Consider the following 15,792-nt stretch of genomic DNA (forward strand, 5'->3'; position numbering starts at 1 on the left):
CGCGCCTCGCCCCGACCACGCCCGACGGACAGGACCCATCCGATGACTGAGCACGAGAACGGAGCGCCAGCACAGTCGACCGACCTCGCCCACGCGAGCAGCTCCGGCGCACTCACCACCCGTGGCGCCCTGCCCGAACGGTTCGAGAACCCAGGGCTGCCCCCCCACGTCTACCGAGCGGCCGACGTCGAGCCCCAGGCGGCCAAGCACGCGGAGCGGCAGGTCGCCACGCTCTTCGCGCTGTCCATGGTCGCCACGCTCGTCTTCCTCGTCACCTACTTCGCGATCCCCGAGGAGTCGACGTTCTTCTTCCCCGGCGTCGGCACGATCAACACGCTGCACGTCGCGCTCGGCCTGTCGATGGGCTTCTCGCTCTTCCTGATCGGCATCGGAGCTGTCCACTGGGCCAAGACCCTGATGCCCGACCACGAGATCGTCGAGGAGCGCCACCTCCAGCGCTCGACCGACGAGCAACGAGCCTCGGCCGTCAACGTCGTCGTCGAGGGCGGCCGCAGCGCGCAACTCGATCGCAGGCCCCTGCTGAAGTACACCTTGGGGGGCGCGCTCGGGCTCTTCGCCCTGCCCTTCGCCTTCCAACTCGTCGGCTCCCTCGGGCCGGTCACGGTCGGGGAGCTCAAGGAGACGATCTGGGACCCGGAGGAGAACGACGGCAAACCGATCCGCCTCATGCGCGACCCCGAGATGACGCCGATCAAGCTCTCCGACGTCACCCAAGGCTCCGTCTTCCACGTCATGCCCGAAACCTTGCAGAAGTACCTCGACGAGGGACGTCACGTGCTCGAGGCGAAGGCCAAGGCTGCGGTCATCCTCATCCGTATCGACCCTGACCTGATCAAGGTCAAGAAGGCCAAGGACTGGAGCGTCGACGGGGTCGTCGCCTACTCGAAGATCTGTACCCACGTCGGGTGTGCGGTCGGCCTCTACGAACAGACGACGCACCACCTGCTGTGCCCCTGTCACCAGTCGACCTTCGACCTCACCCATGACTGCGCCGTCATCTTCGGCCCGGCCAAGAGGCCGCTGCCACAGCTGAAGATCACTGTCGACGATGCCGGCTACCTCGTCGCGCCGGAGGGGTTCCACGAGCCCGTCGGCCCGAGCTTCTGGGAGCGTGCACGATGAGCACCATCAACGAGGAACGTCCCGCGGACGCGCTGCGCGCCCACGACGCCGCCGCCCGGCGCGACCACGAGGAGACACGTCCGCTGGGCGGCATCGCCGGCTGGGTCGACGACCGCACCGGCGGCACCAAGGGCGTCTCGACCCTGATGAAGAAGGTCTTCCCCGACCACTGGTCGTTCATGCTCGGCGAGATCGCGATGTACTCGATGATCATCTGCCTGCTGACCGGCGTGTTCCTCACCTTCTGGTTCATTCCGAGCATGACGCAGAGCCCGTATGACGGCTCCTACGTGCCGTTGCAGGGGGTCATGGTCTCCGACGCCTACCGGTCGACCCTCGACATCTCGTTCGACATCCGCGGCGGCCTGCTCATCCGACAGATCCACCACTGGGCGGCCCTGATCTTCGTCGTGGCCGTCTTCTGCCACATGGCCCGGGTGTTCTTCACCGGCGCCTTCCGCAAGCCTCGCGAGATCAACTGGGTGTTCGGCACGATCCTGTCACTGCTCGCGTGCATCGAGGGCTTCGCCGGCTACTCGCTGCCCGACGACCTGCTCTCGGGAACCGGCATCCGCGCGATGAACGGGTTCGTCCAGTCGATCCCGGTGATCGGCTCGTACATGGCCTACTTCATCTTCGGTGGGGCCTTCCCGGGCGAGCTGATCATCCCCCGCCTGTACTCGCTGCACATCCTGCTGGTTCCGGCGGCACTGGTCGGCCTGTTCACCGCCCATATCCTGCTCGTGTTCCTCCAGAAGCACACCCAGTACCCCGGCCCGGGGCGCACCAACAACAATGTCGTGGGCTACCCGTTCATGCCGGTCTACATCGCCAAGGCGGGTGGCTTCTTCTTCATCGTCTTCGGCGTCATCGCCCTCATCTCGGCGGTCGTCTCGATCAACCCGATCTGGGGTTACGGGCCGTACGACCCGTCACCCATCACGGCCGGCTCCCAACCGGACTGGTACATGGGCTTCGCCGACGGAGCACTGCGCCTGCTGCCCGGGTTCCTCGAGTTCGTGGCCTTCGGGTTCACCTTCAGCATGAACATCTTCCCGGGCTCGATCCTGCTGCTGCCGATCATGTGGACCATCATCGGCATCTACCCCTTCGTCGAGAAGTGGGTCACCGGCGATGACCGCGAGCACCACCTGCTCGACCGGCCGCGCAACGCTCCGGCCCGCACCGGCATCGGGGTCGCTGGGATCGTTCTCTACAGCGTGCTCTTCTTCGCCGCCGGCAACGACCTCATGGCGATCAAGCTGCACCTGTCGATCAACGACATCACCAACACGCTGCGTGTGCTGTTCTTCATCGGCCCGCCGATCGCCTACTGGATCACCAAACGCATCTGCCTGAGCATGCAGCAGTACGACCGCGACAAGGTGCTGCACGGACGCGAGACCGGTACGATCTGGCGTCACGCCAACGGCGAGTTCGAGGAGATCCATGCGCCCCTCACGCCGCGCGAGCGGTGGCACCTCGTCCAGCAGGAGGTCCAGGAGCCGTTCGTCGTCACCGAGACCACGGACGCGCATGGCGTCGCCAACCCAGTCGCGCGCAAGGATCAGTGGCGGGCCAAGCTGTCCCACTTCTACTTCAAGGACCGGGTCGACCCGGTGACGCCGGCGGAGCTCGAGGCGGCCCACCACGCCCACGGGCCGGCCCTCGCCACCGAGCCGACCGAGACCGAGGCCGCCGAGACCGAGGCTTCCGAACCGGCCATCGAGCGACACTGACCCGGGCTGCTCCGCGAGAAGGCCTCCCCGCGGAGGCCTTCTCGCGTGGGAGACTTCGCCCATGCATCTCACCGACGACGAGTTCGAGACAGCCGTCGCCGATGCGCTCGACTCCATCCCGCCCCTGCTCACCGACGCGATGGACAACGTGGTGGTTCTCATCGAGCCAGAGCCGCCCGGGGACGACCCCGCCCTGCTCGGCGTCTACGAGGGCACGCCACTGACCGAGCGGGACAGCTGGTGGAACGCGGGGGCCCTGCCCGACCGGATCACGATCTTCCAGGGACCGCTCCAGCGGATGTGCACCAGCGCCGGAGAGCTCCGCGAGGAGATCGCCGTGACCGTCGTGCACGAGGTGGCCCACCACTTCGGCATCGACGACGACCACCTCCATGAGCTCGGTTGGGGCTGAGCCAAGACGAACCAGGCTCCACGAAGGACCACAACCCCTGAAGGGACCAGGACCGTCCGATGCCTGCCCGGCAGTTGCTGAACCCGCCCAAGGCCGCCCCCGGCGACGGGGTCGCCGTCGTCTCGCCGTCATACGCCGCACCAGGATACGCGCCCGCCGTGCACGGGCAGGCGATGGCCCGCCTCGCCGAGATCACCGGGCTCACGCCCGTCGAGTACCCGACGACCCGCCTGCTCGAGGCATCCCCCGAGCAGCGCGCCGCAGACCTCAACGCGGCGTTCGCCGACCCCGGCATCCGGGCGGTCCTCGCCACCATCGGCGGCGAGGACCAGATCACCGTGATCCCGCACCTCGACCCCGCCCTCGTCCGGGCCGACCCCAAGCCCTTCCTCGGGTACAGCGACAACACCAACCTGCTCAACTGGCTGTGGACCGTTGGCATCGCCTGCTTCCATGGCGGCTCGACCCAGGTTCACCTGGGTCCCGGACCGGCGGTCGACGACATCCATGCCCGGTCGCTGCGCGCGGCGCTGCTGACCGGTGAGCGGCTCGAGGTGACCGACCCGGGAGTGTCGGAGGACTTCGGCACCGACTGGCTCGACCCGGCGGCCCTGACCGACTTCGGGGAGCGCGAGCCCACCGAACCGTGGACCTGGGCCGGGCCGGCCCGGGCGGTCACCGGTCCCACCTGGGGTGGCTGTATCGAGGTCGTCCAGTCGATCCTCACCGCCGGTCGCTTTCCGGCTGACCCAAAGGTCCTCGGCGGCGGCGTGCTGCTCGTGGAGACCTCGGAGGAGCTGATCCCGGCCCGGGAGTTCGGCTGGATCCTGCGTTCCCTCGGCGAACGCGGCGTGTTGAACGCGGTGGAGGCTGTTGTCGTGGCGCGGCCGCCGTCGTCGTCCTTGGCGGATCGTCCCTCACGTGAAGAGCGGGCAGCCCGTCGGGCCAGCCAACGCGACGTAGCCGTCGAGACGGTGCAGCACTACAACCCCGAGGCAGTCATCGTGGTGGGCGTGCCGTTCGGCCACACGCGGCCACAGTGGATCCTCCCTTACGGGGGTCGCCTGAGAGTCGACGGCACGGCCCAGCGCATCTGGGCCGACTACTCCTGAGCCGGCTGGGTGCCGCGCGCCTCAAGAAGACCCCGATGATGAACAGCCACCAGTGGAGCGGGCAGCGAGCCTTCCGGCCAGGGCGAAGCCGGCGGCGATGACGGCGTCGGAGAGCGCGGCGCGGCGGTGGCGTCGGTTCAGCAGCCCGAGCCCCAGCATGCTGACCGCGTGGGCCAGGTCGACCTGTGCGCCAAGGGCGAGCACCGGGTAGCCCGGCCGGGCCCCCGAGCCGAGCGCCTGGACGAGCTGGCGGGAGGCGAGCACCCGGGCCACGACCCGCTCGCGCGGGCCGAGCCCTCGCCGCAGCAGCCCACCGGCCACCCGGTCGGGCCAGGCCAGCACCACGATTCCGTAGCCGGCGCGAGCCACCGCCAGCACCGTGCCGGGGGCGGGCGTCGTTGCCCACCCGTCAGTATGAAGCGCGCCCTGAACCACGGCCGGACCCCCGTTCTGTGCTGGTGCTGCGTCCCTCGGCTTGTACCCAGAAATCGGCCCTCGGCTTGTACCCAGAAATCGGCCCGTTCGCCGATCACGCAGAGCGTCCGGAGCCGGCGCAGCCCGGGTGGCCGGGCCCGACCCGGGCCCGGTCCGGGTAGCGCGCCGGCTCATCGGGTATGTGCCGGTTGGTTGCCCGTCGAATCACCCCGGAGGTGTTCATGTCCTGGTTCCACCACAGTCCAGCCCACGAGCGCGAGGTCGAGCACCTCGTCGACCGGATGGTGCGCAACGTCGAGCACGGCCGGTTCGAGCGGTCGCTGTCCGGGCTGACCGCGATCGCCGCGCTGCTCACCACCGCGGAGGTGTTCGCCGAGCATTACAAGGCCAGCTTCGGCAACAAGTGGATGTGGTCGCCGATCCTGGTCACCCCGCCGGTCGTCGTCGCCGGTGTCGCCGGGGTCTACAGCAAGCGGTGGGCCAAGACGGTCCTGCCGGTCGCCGCCGGGATCTACACCGCGAACGGGCTGGCCGGTGAGTTCTTCCACGCCCGCGGAGTGGCCCGCAAGCCGGGCGGATGGGCGCTGGCGTCATACAACGTGCCGATGGGCCCCCCGATCGCGGCGCCGGGCTTGATGTGCGTGGTCGGCGGGATGGGGCTGCTGGCCGCGCTGCTGCGCCGGGAGAAGTGATGGCGGCCAGCGACCGGGCGGACAAGGTCGACATGGACAAGGGTGAGCACCTGCCGCACCGACGGGCCGACGGGCAGCCGCCGCACCCGTCCTGGCTACCCCGGCAGCGGGTCGGCACCACCCCGCAGATGATCGGACGCTACCCCGACTACGACGTGCTGGCGGCGGCCGGCACCTGGGACGAGGCCACCAGGAAGGCGGTGTTCGCCCGGCTGGAGCCGCCCGGGCCGTTGCGGTTCTTCACCGCCGCCGAGGAGCCGACGCTGCGTGCCTTCTGCGATGTGTGCACCGCCCAGGACGTTGAGCCGCGGGTTCCGGTGGCCGAGTCGGTGGACACCAAGTTGGCCGACGGCAAGCTCGACGGGTTCCAGTACGCCGACATGCCCGATGACCGGGACACCTGGCGGCTGGTGCTCGCCGGCCTGGACGAGACGGCCCGGGACCGGGCTGGGACGCGGTTCGCCGACTGCGACCTGCCCGCCCAGGGGGCGATCGTCGGCGATCTCGCCGCGGGCAACCTGTCCGGCGGGTCGTGGCAGCAGTTGAACGTGGCCCGCGCGTGGTCGGTGTGCATGCGCGCGATCCTGTCCGGGTTCTACTCGCACCCGTGGGCCTGGAACGAGATCGGCTTCGGCGGCCCGGCCTATCCGCGCGGTTACATGCGCACCGGACCGGTCAGCACCCTGGAGCCGTTCGAGAAGCCCGGGGCGACGTCCGAGGACGCAGCCGTCGTGGTGTCCGCGCACCCAGAGGAGTTCGACGAATGAACCGCCAGACCGGTCGCTTCCGTGGCCTGCTCAAGGGCTCGGTCGGGCCCGTCGACAACGACTCGCGGTACCTGCTCGACGTGCACTCCCGCCAGCTGCCCGGCGAGGCCACCATGCGGCACTACGACGAGGACGAGCAGGTCGACCTGGTCGTCGTCGGGGCGGGCGCCGGAGGGTCGGTGCTGGCCCAGCGGCTGGCCCGGCGTGGCTGGCGGGTGGTGATCCTCGAGGCCGGCCCGTTCTGGCACCCCGACGAGGACTGGGTCTCCGACGAGGCCGGCTCGCACGGGCTGTACTGGACCCAGAAACGGATCATCGGCGGAGCCGACCCGATCGAGCTGGGCAAGAACAACTCCGGACGCGGGGTCGGCGGCTCGATGATCCACTACGCCGGCTACACACCCCGGTTCCACCCCTCCGACTTCGAGACCTTCACCCGGGACGGGGTCGGCGCGGACTGGCCGATCCGGTACGAGGACCTGCTCGGCCACTACGAGCGGGTCGAGGCCGAGCTGCCGGTGGCGGGACAGGACTGGCCCTGGGGCTACCCGCACCGCTACCCGTTCAGCCCGCACCCGGTCTCGGAACAGGCCACCACGCTGTGGCGCGGCGCCCGCAAGCTCGGGATCCAGATGCGGGTCGGGCCGGTCGGGATCGTCAACGGCACGTTCGGCAACCGGCCGCACTGCATCTACCGCGGGTACTGCCTGCAGGGCTGCAAGGTCAACGCCAAGGCCAGCCCGTACGTCACCCACCTGCCCGACGCGCTGGCCCACGGGGTCGAGATCCGGGCCGGCTGCATGGCAGCCCGGGTCGAGCTCGACGAGGCCGGCCGGGCGCGTGGTGTCGTCTACTTCGACGAGGCGGGCGGGCCCGAGCGGCTGGCGCGGGCCCGGTTCGTCGCGGTTGCCGGGTACTCGATCGAGACCCCCCGGCTGTTGCTGGGCTCGACCTCGGCCCGGTTCCCCGACGGGCTGTGCAATGACCACGACCAGGTCGGTCGGTACGTCATGGTCCAGGGCGCCACCCAGACCGCGGGCCGGTGGCCCGATGAGATCCGGATGTACAAGGCACCCCCGCCGGAGGTCTCCAGCGAGGACTTGTACGAGACCGACGAGTCCCGCGGCTTCGCCCGCGGCTTCTCCATCCAGACCGTCTCCCCGCTGCCGATCGGCTGGGCCGAGCACGTGCTGGCCGACGGGCACTGGGGCCGAGCGATGCGCGAGTACATGCGCGACTACAATCACTGGGCCACTGTGGGCGTGCTCAACGAGCTGCTGGCCCACCCGGACAACCGGGTGACCCTGGCCGAGGAGACCGACCCCTACGGGTTGCCGGTGGCGCGGATGGACTACACCCTGACCGACAACGACAAGGCCAACATGGCCTACTCCACCCACGTGATCACCGACATCCTGCGGGCCGGCGGCGCGCAGGACGTGCTGACCATCCACCGCTACGCGCACCTGATCGGCGGCGCCCGGATGGGCAGCAGCCCGGAGGCCAGCGTCGTCGATGCCAACCAGCGCGCCTGGGCGGTGCCGAACCTGTTCCTGGCCGACGGGTCGGTCTGCCCCACCCAAGGATCGGCCAACCCGGCCCTGACCATCATGGCGCTGGCTTCCCGGCTGGCCGACCGGATGGCCGACGGGACCGCTATGGACGAGGACCCACAGGCCCGCACCGGAACCACCCCGGCACGCCAACCGACCGGCTGAAGGGAGGGCGGATGCCCGGCTTCTTCCCCTACTGGGTGGTGGTCACCCACTTCCTGAACATCTTCCTGCTGCTGCTGCTGGCCCGCTCCGGGCTCGAGGTGATCTCCGCCTTCCCCAAGCTCTACTGGCACGACGACTGCCCACCCGGACGGTAGTGGCTGGCCCTGGACATGAACGGCGCCCCGCTACCGGTCGAGCACGGAGCCCCCATCCGGCTCCGCGTCGAGACCCAGTTCGGCTTCAAGATGGTCAAGTGGATCGCCGCGATCGAGTTCGTCGACGACATCACCGACATCGGCATGGGCATGGGCGGCTTCCGCGAGGACCAGCAGTTCTACGCCAACGCCGCCGGAATCTGAAGAAGGGTCGAGCAGCCGTGCCACCACAAGCCCACCCGCACCGAGGTTTCCCGCCATACGTGCTGCGCGAGTACGCGCTGCTCGCCGACGGAGAGCGCGGCGCCCTGCTGGGCCCACGCGGCGACGTCGCGTGGCTGTGCGCGCCGTGCTGGCACTCCGAAGCCGTGTTCTCCAGCCTGATCGGCGGCGCAGGCTACTATGCGGTCACCCCGGTCGACGAGTTCGTGTGGGGCGGCTACTACGAGCAGGGGTCGCTGGTCTGGCGGTCTCGGTGGGTCACGAGCACCGGGATCGTGGAGTGCCGCGAGGCCCTGGCCTTCCCGGGCGACCCGGAACGGCTGGTCTTGGTGCGACGAGTCGTCGCCGTCGAGCACGACGCTCACGTACGGGTGCTGCTCGACCCGCGGGCCGGGTTCGGACAGCACCCGATGACCGACCTGAGCAAGGACCACGGGATCTGGACCGCGACCTGCGGACCGTTGCGGATGCGCTGGTCGGGCGCTGCGCAGGCCAGGCGGCGATCCGGAGGCGAGCTGGCCCTCACTCTGCGACCGGCCACCGGGGAGCACCATGACCTCGTTCTCGAGCTGACCTCGGGCAGGCTGCCGGACCGACCACCCGATCCGGATGCGGTGTGGGAGGCGACCGAGCACGCGTGGTCGGTCGCCGTGCCCGACCTGGCCGACTCGGTGGCTCCGCGCGACGCCCGGCACGCCTACGCCGTCCTGCGCGGGCTGACCAGCCACGGCGGTGGCATGGTTGCCGCAGCCACCATGAGCCTGCCGGAGCGGGCCGAGCAGGGCCGCAACTACGACTACCGGTACGTGTGGATCCGCGACCAGGCCTTCACCGGTCAGGCGATCGCGGCCGCCGGCGCCCACCCGCTGCTCGACGAGGCGGTCCGGTTCGTCTCAGCCCGGCTGCTCGACGACGGTCCGGACCTGGCCCCGGCCTACACCATCCTGGGTGGACCGGTCCCCGACCAGCGCACCCTCGACCTACCAGGGTATCCCGGCGGCCACGACATCACCGGCAACCACGTCAACGCCCAGTTCCAGCTCGACGCGTACGGCGAGGCGCTGCTGCTGCTTGCCGCCGCCGCCGGTCACGACCACCTCGATGCCGACGGCTGGCGGGCCGCCGAGACCGCGGTCGCGGCGATCGGTGCACGCTGGACCCAGCCGGAGGCCGGGATCTGGGAGCTGCAGCCACGCAACTGGACCGAGAGCCGGCTGATCTGCGTGGCCGGGCTGCGTGCCATCGCCTCGGCCGGTGCGCCACCGGCACAGACCGGCGCCTGGCTCGCCCTGGCCGAGCGGATCCTCGCCGAGACGGCCGCCACCAGCACCCATTCGTCGGGCCGGTGGCAGCGTGGCCCCGATGACGACGGCCTGGACGCCGCGCTCCTGCTGCCACCGCTGCGAGGCGCCGTACCCGCCGACGACCCGCGCACCGTCAGCACCGTATCGGCCCTGCTCGAGGAGCTGGCCGACGACCACTTCCTGTACCGCTTCCGGCAACAGCCCGGACCCCTGGCCAACGCAGAGGGCGCGTTCGTGCTGTGCGGATTCGTGATGGCGATGGCCCAGCACCAGCAGGGCAACCAGATCGAGGCGTTCCGCTGGTTCGAGCGCAACCGCGCCACCTGCGGGCCGCCGGGGCTGTTCGCCGAGGAGTACGACGTGGCCCAACGCCAGCTGCGCGGCAACCTGCCTCAGGCCTTCGTGCACGCACTCATGCTCGAGGCCTCGATCCGGCTCGCCGAACCCACAGCGGGTCCCCGATGAACACCACCCGACCAGTCGATGCCCTCCGCTCGACCGACCCTCGCCATCGCCGCGCCGCACCCACCCACGCAGCCCTCGCGACATCGTTCGCCGCCCGAACCACCGATCCGACCACCTGGAGAGAGCACAGATGACACATGCAAGCACATCCAAGACGCATCAGGCGCGTGGCACCGGCAAGATAGTCGTCGTCACCGGAGGAACCGGAGGCATCGGCCGGGCGACCGTCCGCGCCTTCGCCGCCGCCGGGTATGACGTCGCGGTCCTCGCCCGCGGACAGGCCGGCCTCGACGCGGCGGTCCAGGACGTGGCGTCGGCCGGCTCCCGCTCGCTGGGCATCGAGACCGACGTCGCCGACTACAGCGCCGTGCGAGGCGCGGCCGACCATGTCGAGGACAAGCTCGGCCCCATCGACTGCTGGGTCAACGTCGCGTTCACCTCGGTCTTCTCCCGGTTCGTCGACATCGACCCCGACGAGTACCGCCGAGTCACCGAGGTCAACTACCTCGGCTTCGTCTACGCCACGATGGTGGCGCTGTCCAAGATGCTCCCGCGAGACCGCGGCACGATCGTGCAGGTCGGCTCCGCCCTGGCCTACCGCGGCATCCCGCTGCAGACCGCGTACTGCGGGTCCAAGCACGCCATCCAGGGCTTCCACGAGGCGCTGCGCTGCGAACTGCTGCACGAGAAGAGCAACGTGCACGTGACGATGGTGCAGATGCCCGGCACGAACACGCCCCAGTTCGACTGGGTGCGCTCCAAGCTGCTCAAGAAGGCGCAACCCGTGCCGCCGATCTACCAGCCCGAGATCCCGGCCACCGCGGTCCTGTATGCCGCCGAGCATCCACGCCGCCGCGAGTACTGGGTCGGCGGCTCGACCGTTGGCACCCTGATCGGCGACAAGCTCGCGCCCGGCCTGCTGGACCGATACCTGGCCAGGACCGGGTTCTCCTCCCAACAGACCGACACCGACCGGCCGGCGAACCAGCCGGAGAACCTGTGGCAGCCGGCCGACGGCCCCGACGGACGCGACTACGGCGCCCATGGACGGTTCGACGAGCAGGCCAAGACCCGCAGCTACCAGCTGTGGGCCTCCCAGCACCATGGGCTCGTCGCCACCGGCGCGGCGGCCGTCGGTGCAGGCGCGGGCGCGCTCGCGTGGTGGGGTCGTCAGCGCCATACGTGAGAGAGCCAGAGGCATCCCAGCGGCGGACGCCGCAAGCCACGACCCGAAACGCAAGGAGAATGTGCCATGAGCAGCACGGTCAGCGACGTCATCATCGACCGGTTGATCCAGTGGGACCTGCACCGGTTCTACGGGTTCCCCGGCGACGGGATCGGCGGCTTCGACGCCGCACTGGAGCGCGCCGAATCCGACGGGAAGGACTTCCGCTACATCCGCCCCACCCACGAGGAGATCGCCGCCTTCCTCGCCTGCGCGCACGCCAAGTTCACCGGCGAGGTCGGCGTGTGCATCGCCACCTCCGGTCCGGGTGCGGTGCACCTGCTCAACGGCCTGTACGACGCCAAACTGGACAACCAGCCCGTGGTCGCCATCGTGGGCCAACAGGGCCTTGTGTCGCTGGGCAGCGACACCCAGCAGGAGATGGACCTCGAGGCCATCTTCGCCGACGTCGCCGGCTACGTGCAGACCGTCACCACCCCCATGCAAGCCCCGATGGTCCTCGACCGCGCCGTCCGGATCGCTGCCGCCGAACGCTGCCCGACCGTGGTCATCCTGCCTGCAGATGTGCAGAACCTGGCGGCGGTCGAGCCGGCGGCCGAGCACTGGGTCTCCCGCACCGGCGTCGGGCACGGATCGACCAGCCTGGTCCCACCCGACGACGAGCTCGATCGCGCCGCCGAGGTCCTGAACGCCGGCAGCAAGGTCGTGATGATGGTCGGCCAGGGCGCCCGCGGCGCCACCGACGAGGTCATCGCCGTCGCGGAGCGGCTCGGCGCGGGTGTGGTCACCGCCCTGCTGGGCAAGGACGTCGTGCCCGGCGACCTGCCGTACCACACCCAGCAGCTCGGGCTGCTCGGCTCCAAACCGAGCTACGACATGATGCAGGACTGCGACACCCTGCTCATGGTCGGCAGTTCGCCCACCCGGGCCGCCCGGTGGTGTGCACCATCGGTGACGGCGCGTTCCAGATGCTCGGCATGAACGAGCTGCTCACCGTCAAACGGCACTGGCGCGAGTGGGAGAACCCGTGCTTCATCGTGCTCGTGCTGCACAACGGCGACCTGACCCAGGTGTCGTGGGAGATGCGCGAGGTCGGCGACCCCCGCTACGACACCAGCCAGCTCGTCGAGGACATGGACTACGCCGGGTACGCCGGGCTGCTCGGCCTGCGCGGCATCACCGTCAAGCGACCCGAGGAGGTCGAGGACTTCTGGGAGCAGGCCTTCGCCGCCGACCGGCCCGTCGTCCTGGACGTGCACACCGACCCCAACGTCCCGCCCCTGCCCGCCCACATCTCCTTCGACGAGGCCAAGGGCTTCCTTTCCACCCTGCTCAAGGGCGATCCTGCCGAGTCGGCCGTGATCCGCAACTCCGCCCGAGCGATGGCGGCGCAGCTTTTCGCCAAGGCCAAGGACGCCGTCACCCACGACGACACGACGCAGCCATGAGCGGTCGACGAGCTGCTGGTCGGACCACGATAATCGGCTGGTGCACGCCGCTGCCTACACCATCCGCCCGAAGCCACCGCAGCAGATGGCATCGCCGCCTGACTGATGGGATCGTGTGGATGGGGAGATCGAGGTCAACGTCGTGAGCGGGAAGTCTGACACAGGTTCCAGCGCAGGGCGGGACGAGGCCGCACGCGAGGGTTGGGCCAAGCAGGCGCTCGTGGCGTTGGCCACGCTCGGCGTCGTCTACGGCGACCTGGGCACCAGTGTCATCTACTCGCTGCACACGGTGTTCACCGGCGGCGACCGGGTGCTCGCACCGAATCCGGTGAACGTGCTGGGCGTCCTGTCGCTGGTGTTCTGGACGTTGATCCTCATCGTCTCGGTCAAGTACATGGTCTTCGTGCTGCGTGCGGACAACCGCGGTGAGGGCGGCATGTTCGCGCTGATCGCCCTGCTGCGCCCATGGCGGAACATGCAGCGTCTGTCGCGCCGCGGCCTGGTCCTGCTCGGGTTGGCCGGAGCGTCGATGCTCTATGCCGGCGTCATGATCACCCCCGCGATCTCGATCCTCAGCGCGGTCGAAGGGTTGCAGGTCGCCTCGCCCGGTATGGCGCGCTTCGTGCTCCCGGTGACGCTGGTGATCCTGGTCCTGCTGTTCGCCGTGCAGCACTTCGGGTCGACACGGGTCGGCTGGACATTCGGGCCGATCATGGCGGTGTGGTTCCTGGTCATCGCGGCGCTGGGTGCGTACGGCATCACCGTGCAACCGCAGGTGGTGTCCGCCGTCAACCCAGCGCATGCCGTCGAGTTCTTCAGCCGCAACGGGGTGGAGGCCTTCCTGATCCTCTTCGGCGTCTTCCTGGTCACCACCGGCGCCGAGGCTCTGTACGCCGACATCGGACACTTCGGGCGCAGTCCGATCCGCTGGATCTGGTTCGTGTTCGTGCTGCCGGCGCTGCTGCTCAACTACTTCGGGCAGGGCGCGATGCTGCTGCAGGACACGCGACGTACGGAGCAGCCTTTCTATCACCTCATTCCTTCGGCGTTGCTCTACCCGCTGGTCGGCCTGGCGATGCTGGCCACGATCGTCGCGTCGCAGGCTGCGATCACGGGCGCCTTCTCGATGACGCACCAAGCCGCCAGGCTCGGCCTCGTGCCACGCTCACGGATCGTGCAGACCTCCGAGGAGACCTCCGGCCAGGTGTATGTGCCCTTCGTGAACTGGGTGCTGATGGCTGCGGGGATCGGCCTGGTGGTGTTGTTCCAGAGCTCGAACAAGCTGGCGAGCACCTACGGCATCAGCATCAGCACAACCATGGTCGTCACCACGGTCCTGGCGTTCGTCGTGGCCCGCGAATGGGGTCGCTGGCCGTTGTGGCAGGCCCTGGTGTTCCTGATCGGGTTCTTGGCCATCGACCTGACGTACTTCGGCTCCAACCTGATGCGGATCCCGCACGGAGGCTGGTTCCCCGCCGCGATGGCAGCCCTGCTCTTCACGATGATGGCGACGTGGCGCCGCGGCGGTGAGCTACTGGCGCGGCGGGCCGACACGGACGCGAAGACCATGGAGGAGCTGCTCGGCGAGATGGAGCGGGACAGCGTGGCGCGCGTCCCTGGCACCGCCGTGTTCGTGACTCCGCGGCTCACCGACACGCCGGCGTCGCTGGCCCACCACGTGCGACGCAACCATGCCCTGCAGGAGCAGGTGGTGCTGCTGACCGTCCTCGGCGAGGACGTGCCCCGCACCACCCGTGAGGAGCGGCGGGACTTCGACGACCTGGGCGCCGGGTTCTTCCGCGTTGTGCTGCACTACGGCTACATGCAGCAGGCCAACGTCCCCTCCGAGCTGGCAACCTGCACGGACGATGGCCTCCAGATCGACCTGAAGGAGGCCACCTACTACATCGAACACGAGTCCCCGCTCAGTAGCGGAGGTCGACTGCGCGGCCTGACGGTCTGGCGACGTCGCTTGTTCGGCTTCCTGGTGCGCAACTCGCTCGACGTCACCATCCACTACCAGATCCCGAGCCGGCAGGTCGTGGACGTGAGCCTGCGCGTGCGCATCTGAGTGTGCATCTGCTCAGGGCTCCAACCGGCCGAGTTCGATGGTGACCGTGTGAGGTTCGCCCTGGCGCACCATCTTGAGGTCGTCCAGTGGATCCTCACTCTTTACTCCGGGCCTTGAACGGGGTTACGGTCGTCAATACCCAGTCACCGATCGGGACGGAGGTACCGAAGATGTTGTCTCCCACACGATCGCACCGGCGACCGGAAGGCCCGTGAAGAGGTGACTCACCCAAGGGGAAGGCGTTGACCGCCTTCCCCTTCTTCATGTCTGTCAGTCCTCATGCCGGTTGGGTCCCTGCCTGCCAAGGCCTCAGGTCTGTTGGGCGTGCCTGCCCGTCGACCGCGTCGGGCCCGGCACCGCCTGATCAGATCGAGTAGTCACCAGAGAAGGACTCGAAGACCCACAGGATCAGGGCGAAGATGCCCAAGAAGACCCCAATGATGAACAGCCACCACCCGACTGCCAGCCCGAGGAACATGATCGCACCGGAGCCGCCCAGCCACAGCGGCGTCCACGAGCTCGCGACGAAGTAGCCGTAGTTGCCCTCGGCCTCCGCGATCTCACCGGTCAGGTTGTCCTCGGGCCGCACGGGCAGATGCTTGCCGGTCTGCCACAGGTAGAACGCGACGAGCAGGAGCAGACCTGCGGTCAGCAGCAGGGCGACGACGCCGATCGGCTCGCTCCAGCCGGACCAGAACCCGTACACGAGCGTGACGGGGCCGAAGAAGAGGAACAGGTAGAAGAAGAGCTTTGTCTCGACGCGCATTGGTCACCTCTCCTGGGTCGCGTCTGGCCTGCCGGCATCCTCAGGACCGAGATCACTCACCGGCGTACCCCGGTCGGGCCGCAGACCGGCAGCGACCGTGGTATCGGGTGCGTGCCAGGAGCGCGGCGCGGTCTCGGGGTGGTGCAGGTCGAAGGCG

Annotated in this window: 16 protein-coding genes; 14 read left to right on the forward strand and 2 right to left on the reverse strand. The window is 69.2% G+C overall.

Annotation, left to right across the window (positions count from 1 at the left end):
- The first annotated feature begins 42 nt into the window (after positions 1–42).
- The 4 genes from L0H79_RS04850 to L0H79_RS04865 all read left to right on the forward strand — a co-directional run bounded on the left by L0H79_RS04850 (position 43) and on the right by L0H79_RS04865 (position 4,406).
- A complete protein-coding gene (locus L0H79_RS04850; RefSeq protein WP_301483427.1) occupies positions 43–1,143 on the forward strand; it encodes a ubiquinol-cytochrome c reductase iron-sulfur subunit in 1,101 nt (366 codons plus the stop codon).
- The gene (locus L0H79_RS04855) at positions 1,140–2,882 is read left to right on the forward strand and encodes a ubiquinol-cytochrome c reductase cytochrome b subunit (protein WP_301483428.1); all 1,743 of its coding nucleotides are present in this window, start codon (positions 1,140–1,142) and stop codon (positions 2,880–2,882) included. Before L0H79_RS04850 ends, L0H79_RS04855 begins: the two co-directional genes overlap by 4 nt.
- Before the next feature lie 61 nt (positions 2,883–2,943).
- On the forward strand, positions 2,944–3,294 hold the full coding sequence (locus tag L0H79_RS04860) for a metallopeptidase family protein (RefSeq protein WP_301483429.1): 351 nt from the start codon (positions 2,944–2,946) through the stop codon (positions 3,292–3,294).
- Positions 3,295–3,353: 59 nt separating this feature from the next.
- Positions 3,354–4,406: a S66 peptidase family protein gene (locus L0H79_RS04865; protein WP_301483430.1), complete on the forward strand. Its 1,053-nt coding sequence runs from the start codon at positions 3,354–3,356 to the stop codon at positions 4,404–4,406.
- A 21-nt stretch (positions 4,407–4,427) separates the two neighbouring features.
- Here the strand turns inward: L0H79_RS04865 and L0H79_RS04870 are convergent, their stop codons facing one another.
- Entirely contained in the window at positions 4,428–4,775 is a 348-nt protein-coding gene (locus L0H79_RS04870; RefSeq protein WP_301483431.1) for a hypothetical protein, read from the reverse strand.
- Positions 4,776–5,062: 287 nt separating this feature from the next.
- Here L0H79_RS04870 and L0H79_RS04875 point away from each other — a divergent pair, with 287 nt between their 5' ends.
- The 10 genes from L0H79_RS04875 (at position 5,063) to L0H79_RS04920 (ending at position 14,869) form a co-directional block, all read left to right on the forward strand.
- Positions 5,063–5,533, forward strand: a complete 471-nt coding sequence (locus L0H79_RS04875) for a hypothetical protein (protein ID WP_301483432.1) — start codon at positions 5,063–5,065, stop codon at positions 5,531–5,533.
- A complete protein-coding gene (locus L0H79_RS04880) occupies positions 5,533–6,300 on the forward strand; it encodes a gluconate 2-dehydrogenase subunit 3 family protein (RefSeq protein ID WP_301483433.1) in 768 nt (255 codons plus the stop codon). Before L0H79_RS04875 ends, L0H79_RS04880 begins: the two co-directional genes overlap by 1 nt.
- Positions 6,297–8,018, forward strand: a complete 1,722-nt coding sequence (locus tag L0H79_RS04885; RefSeq protein ID WP_301483434.1) for a GMC family oxidoreductase — start codon at positions 6,297–6,299, stop codon at positions 8,016–8,018. Before L0H79_RS04880 ends, L0H79_RS04885 begins: the two co-directional genes overlap by 4 nt.
- Before the next feature lie 11 nt (positions 8,019–8,029).
- A complete protein-coding gene (locus L0H79_RS04890) occupies positions 8,030–8,173 on the forward strand; it encodes a hypothetical protein (RefSeq protein ID WP_301483435.1) in 144 nt (47 codons plus the stop codon).
- Between the two features lie 15 nt (positions 8,174–8,188).
- Positions 8,189–8,377: a molybdopterin-dependent oxidoreductase gene (locus tag L0H79_RS04895; RefSeq protein ID WP_301483436.1), complete on the forward strand. Its 189-nt coding sequence runs from the start codon at positions 8,189–8,191 to the stop codon at positions 8,375–8,377.
- 17 nt (positions 8,378–8,394) lie between these two features.
- A complete protein-coding gene (locus tag L0H79_RS04900) occupies positions 8,395–10,164 on the forward strand; it encodes a glycoside hydrolase family 15 protein (RefSeq protein WP_301483437.1) in 1,770 nt (589 codons plus the stop codon).
- Positions 10,165–10,294: 130 nt separating this feature from the next.
- Complete coding sequence (locus L0H79_RS04905; protein ID WP_301483438.1) at positions 10,295–11,350, forward strand: SDR family oxidoreductase; 1,056 nt, start codon at positions 10,295–10,297, stop codon at positions 11,348–11,350.
- Between the two features lie 66 nt (positions 11,351–11,416).
- The gene (locus L0H79_RS04910; protein WP_301483439.1) at positions 11,417–12,331 is read left to right on the forward strand and encodes a thiamine pyrophosphate-binding protein; all 915 of its coding nucleotides are present in this window, start codon (positions 11,417–11,419) and stop codon (positions 12,329–12,331) included.
- Complete coding sequence (locus L0H79_RS04915) at positions 12,289–12,798, forward strand: thiamine pyrophosphate-dependent enzyme (RefSeq protein WP_301483443.1); 510 nt, start codon at positions 12,289–12,291, stop codon at positions 12,796–12,798. The genes L0H79_RS04910 and L0H79_RS04915 overlap by 43 nt, the downstream gene beginning before the upstream one ends.
- A 142-nt stretch (positions 12,799–12,940) precedes the next feature.
- Entirely contained in the window at positions 12,941–14,869 is a 1,929-nt protein-coding gene (locus L0H79_RS04920) for a potassium transporter Kup (RefSeq protein ID WP_301483440.1), read from the forward strand.
- Between the two features lie 364 nt (positions 14,870–15,233).
- On the opposite strand, the gene L0H79_RS04925 is transcribed toward L0H79_RS04920, so the two are convergent.
- A complete protein-coding gene (locus tag L0H79_RS04925) occupies positions 15,234–15,635 on the reverse strand; it encodes a cytochrome c oxidase subunit 4 (RefSeq protein ID WP_301483441.1) in 402 nt (133 codons plus the stop codon).
- Between the last annotated feature and the right edge of the window lie 157 nt (positions 15,636–15,792).

Source organism: Intrasporangium sp. (assembly GCF_030452765.1).
Taxonomy (GTDB): domain Bacteria; phylum Actinomycetota; class Actinomycetes; order Actinomycetales; family Dermatophilaceae; genus Intrasporangium_A.

What these genes read in the sequence shown, in the direction of transcription:
- L0H79_RS04895 (WP_301483436.1), top strand. Translation starts at nt 8,189, where the DNA reads ATGAACGGCGCCCCGCTACCGGTCGAGCACGGAGCCCCCATCCGGCTC.
- L0H79_RS04890 (WP_301483435.1), top strand. Translation starts at nt 8,030, where the DNA reads ATGCCCGGCTTCTTCCCCTACTGGGTGGTGGTCACCCACTTCCTGAAC.
- L0H79_RS04850 (WP_301483427.1), top strand. Translation starts at nt 43, where the DNA reads ATGACTGAGCACGAGAACGGAGCGCCAGCACAGTCGACCGACCTCGCC.
- L0H79_RS04860 (WP_301483429.1), top strand. Translation starts at nt 2,944, where the DNA reads ATGCATCTCACCGACGACGAGTTCGAGACAGCCGTCGCCGATGCGCTC.
- L0H79_RS04885 (WP_301483434.1), top strand. Translation starts at nt 6,297, where the DNA reads ATGAACCGCCAGACCGGTCGCTTCCGTGGCCTGCTCAAGGGCTCGGTC.
- L0H79_RS04865 (WP_301483430.1), top strand. Translation starts at nt 3,354, where the DNA reads ATGCCTGCCCGGCAGTTGCTGAACCCGCCCAAGGCCGCCCCCGGCGAC.
- L0H79_RS04925 (WP_301483441.1), bottom strand. Translation starts at nt 15,635, where the DNA reads ATGCGCGTCGAGACAAAGCTCTTCTTCTACCTGTTCCTCTTCTTCGGC.
- L0H79_RS04855 (WP_301483428.1), top strand. Translation starts at nt 1,140, where the DNA reads ATGAGCACCATCAACGAGGAACGTCCCGCGGACGCGCTGCGCGCCCAC.
- L0H79_RS04910 (WP_301483439.1), top strand. Translation starts at nt 11,417, where the DNA reads ATGAGCAGCACGGTCAGCGACGTCATCATCGACCGGTTGATCCAGTGG.
- L0H79_RS04880 (WP_301483433.1), top strand. Translation starts at nt 5,533, where the DNA reads ATGGCGGCCAGCGACCGGGCGGACAAGGTCGACATGGACAAGGGTGAG.
- L0H79_RS04905 (WP_301483438.1), top strand. Translation starts at nt 10,295, where the DNA reads ATGACACATGCAAGCACATCCAAGACGCATCAGGCGCGTGGCACCGGC.
- L0H79_RS04875 (WP_301483432.1), top strand. Translation starts at nt 5,063, where the DNA reads ATGTCCTGGTTCCACCACAGTCCAGCCCACGAGCGCGAGGTCGAGCAC.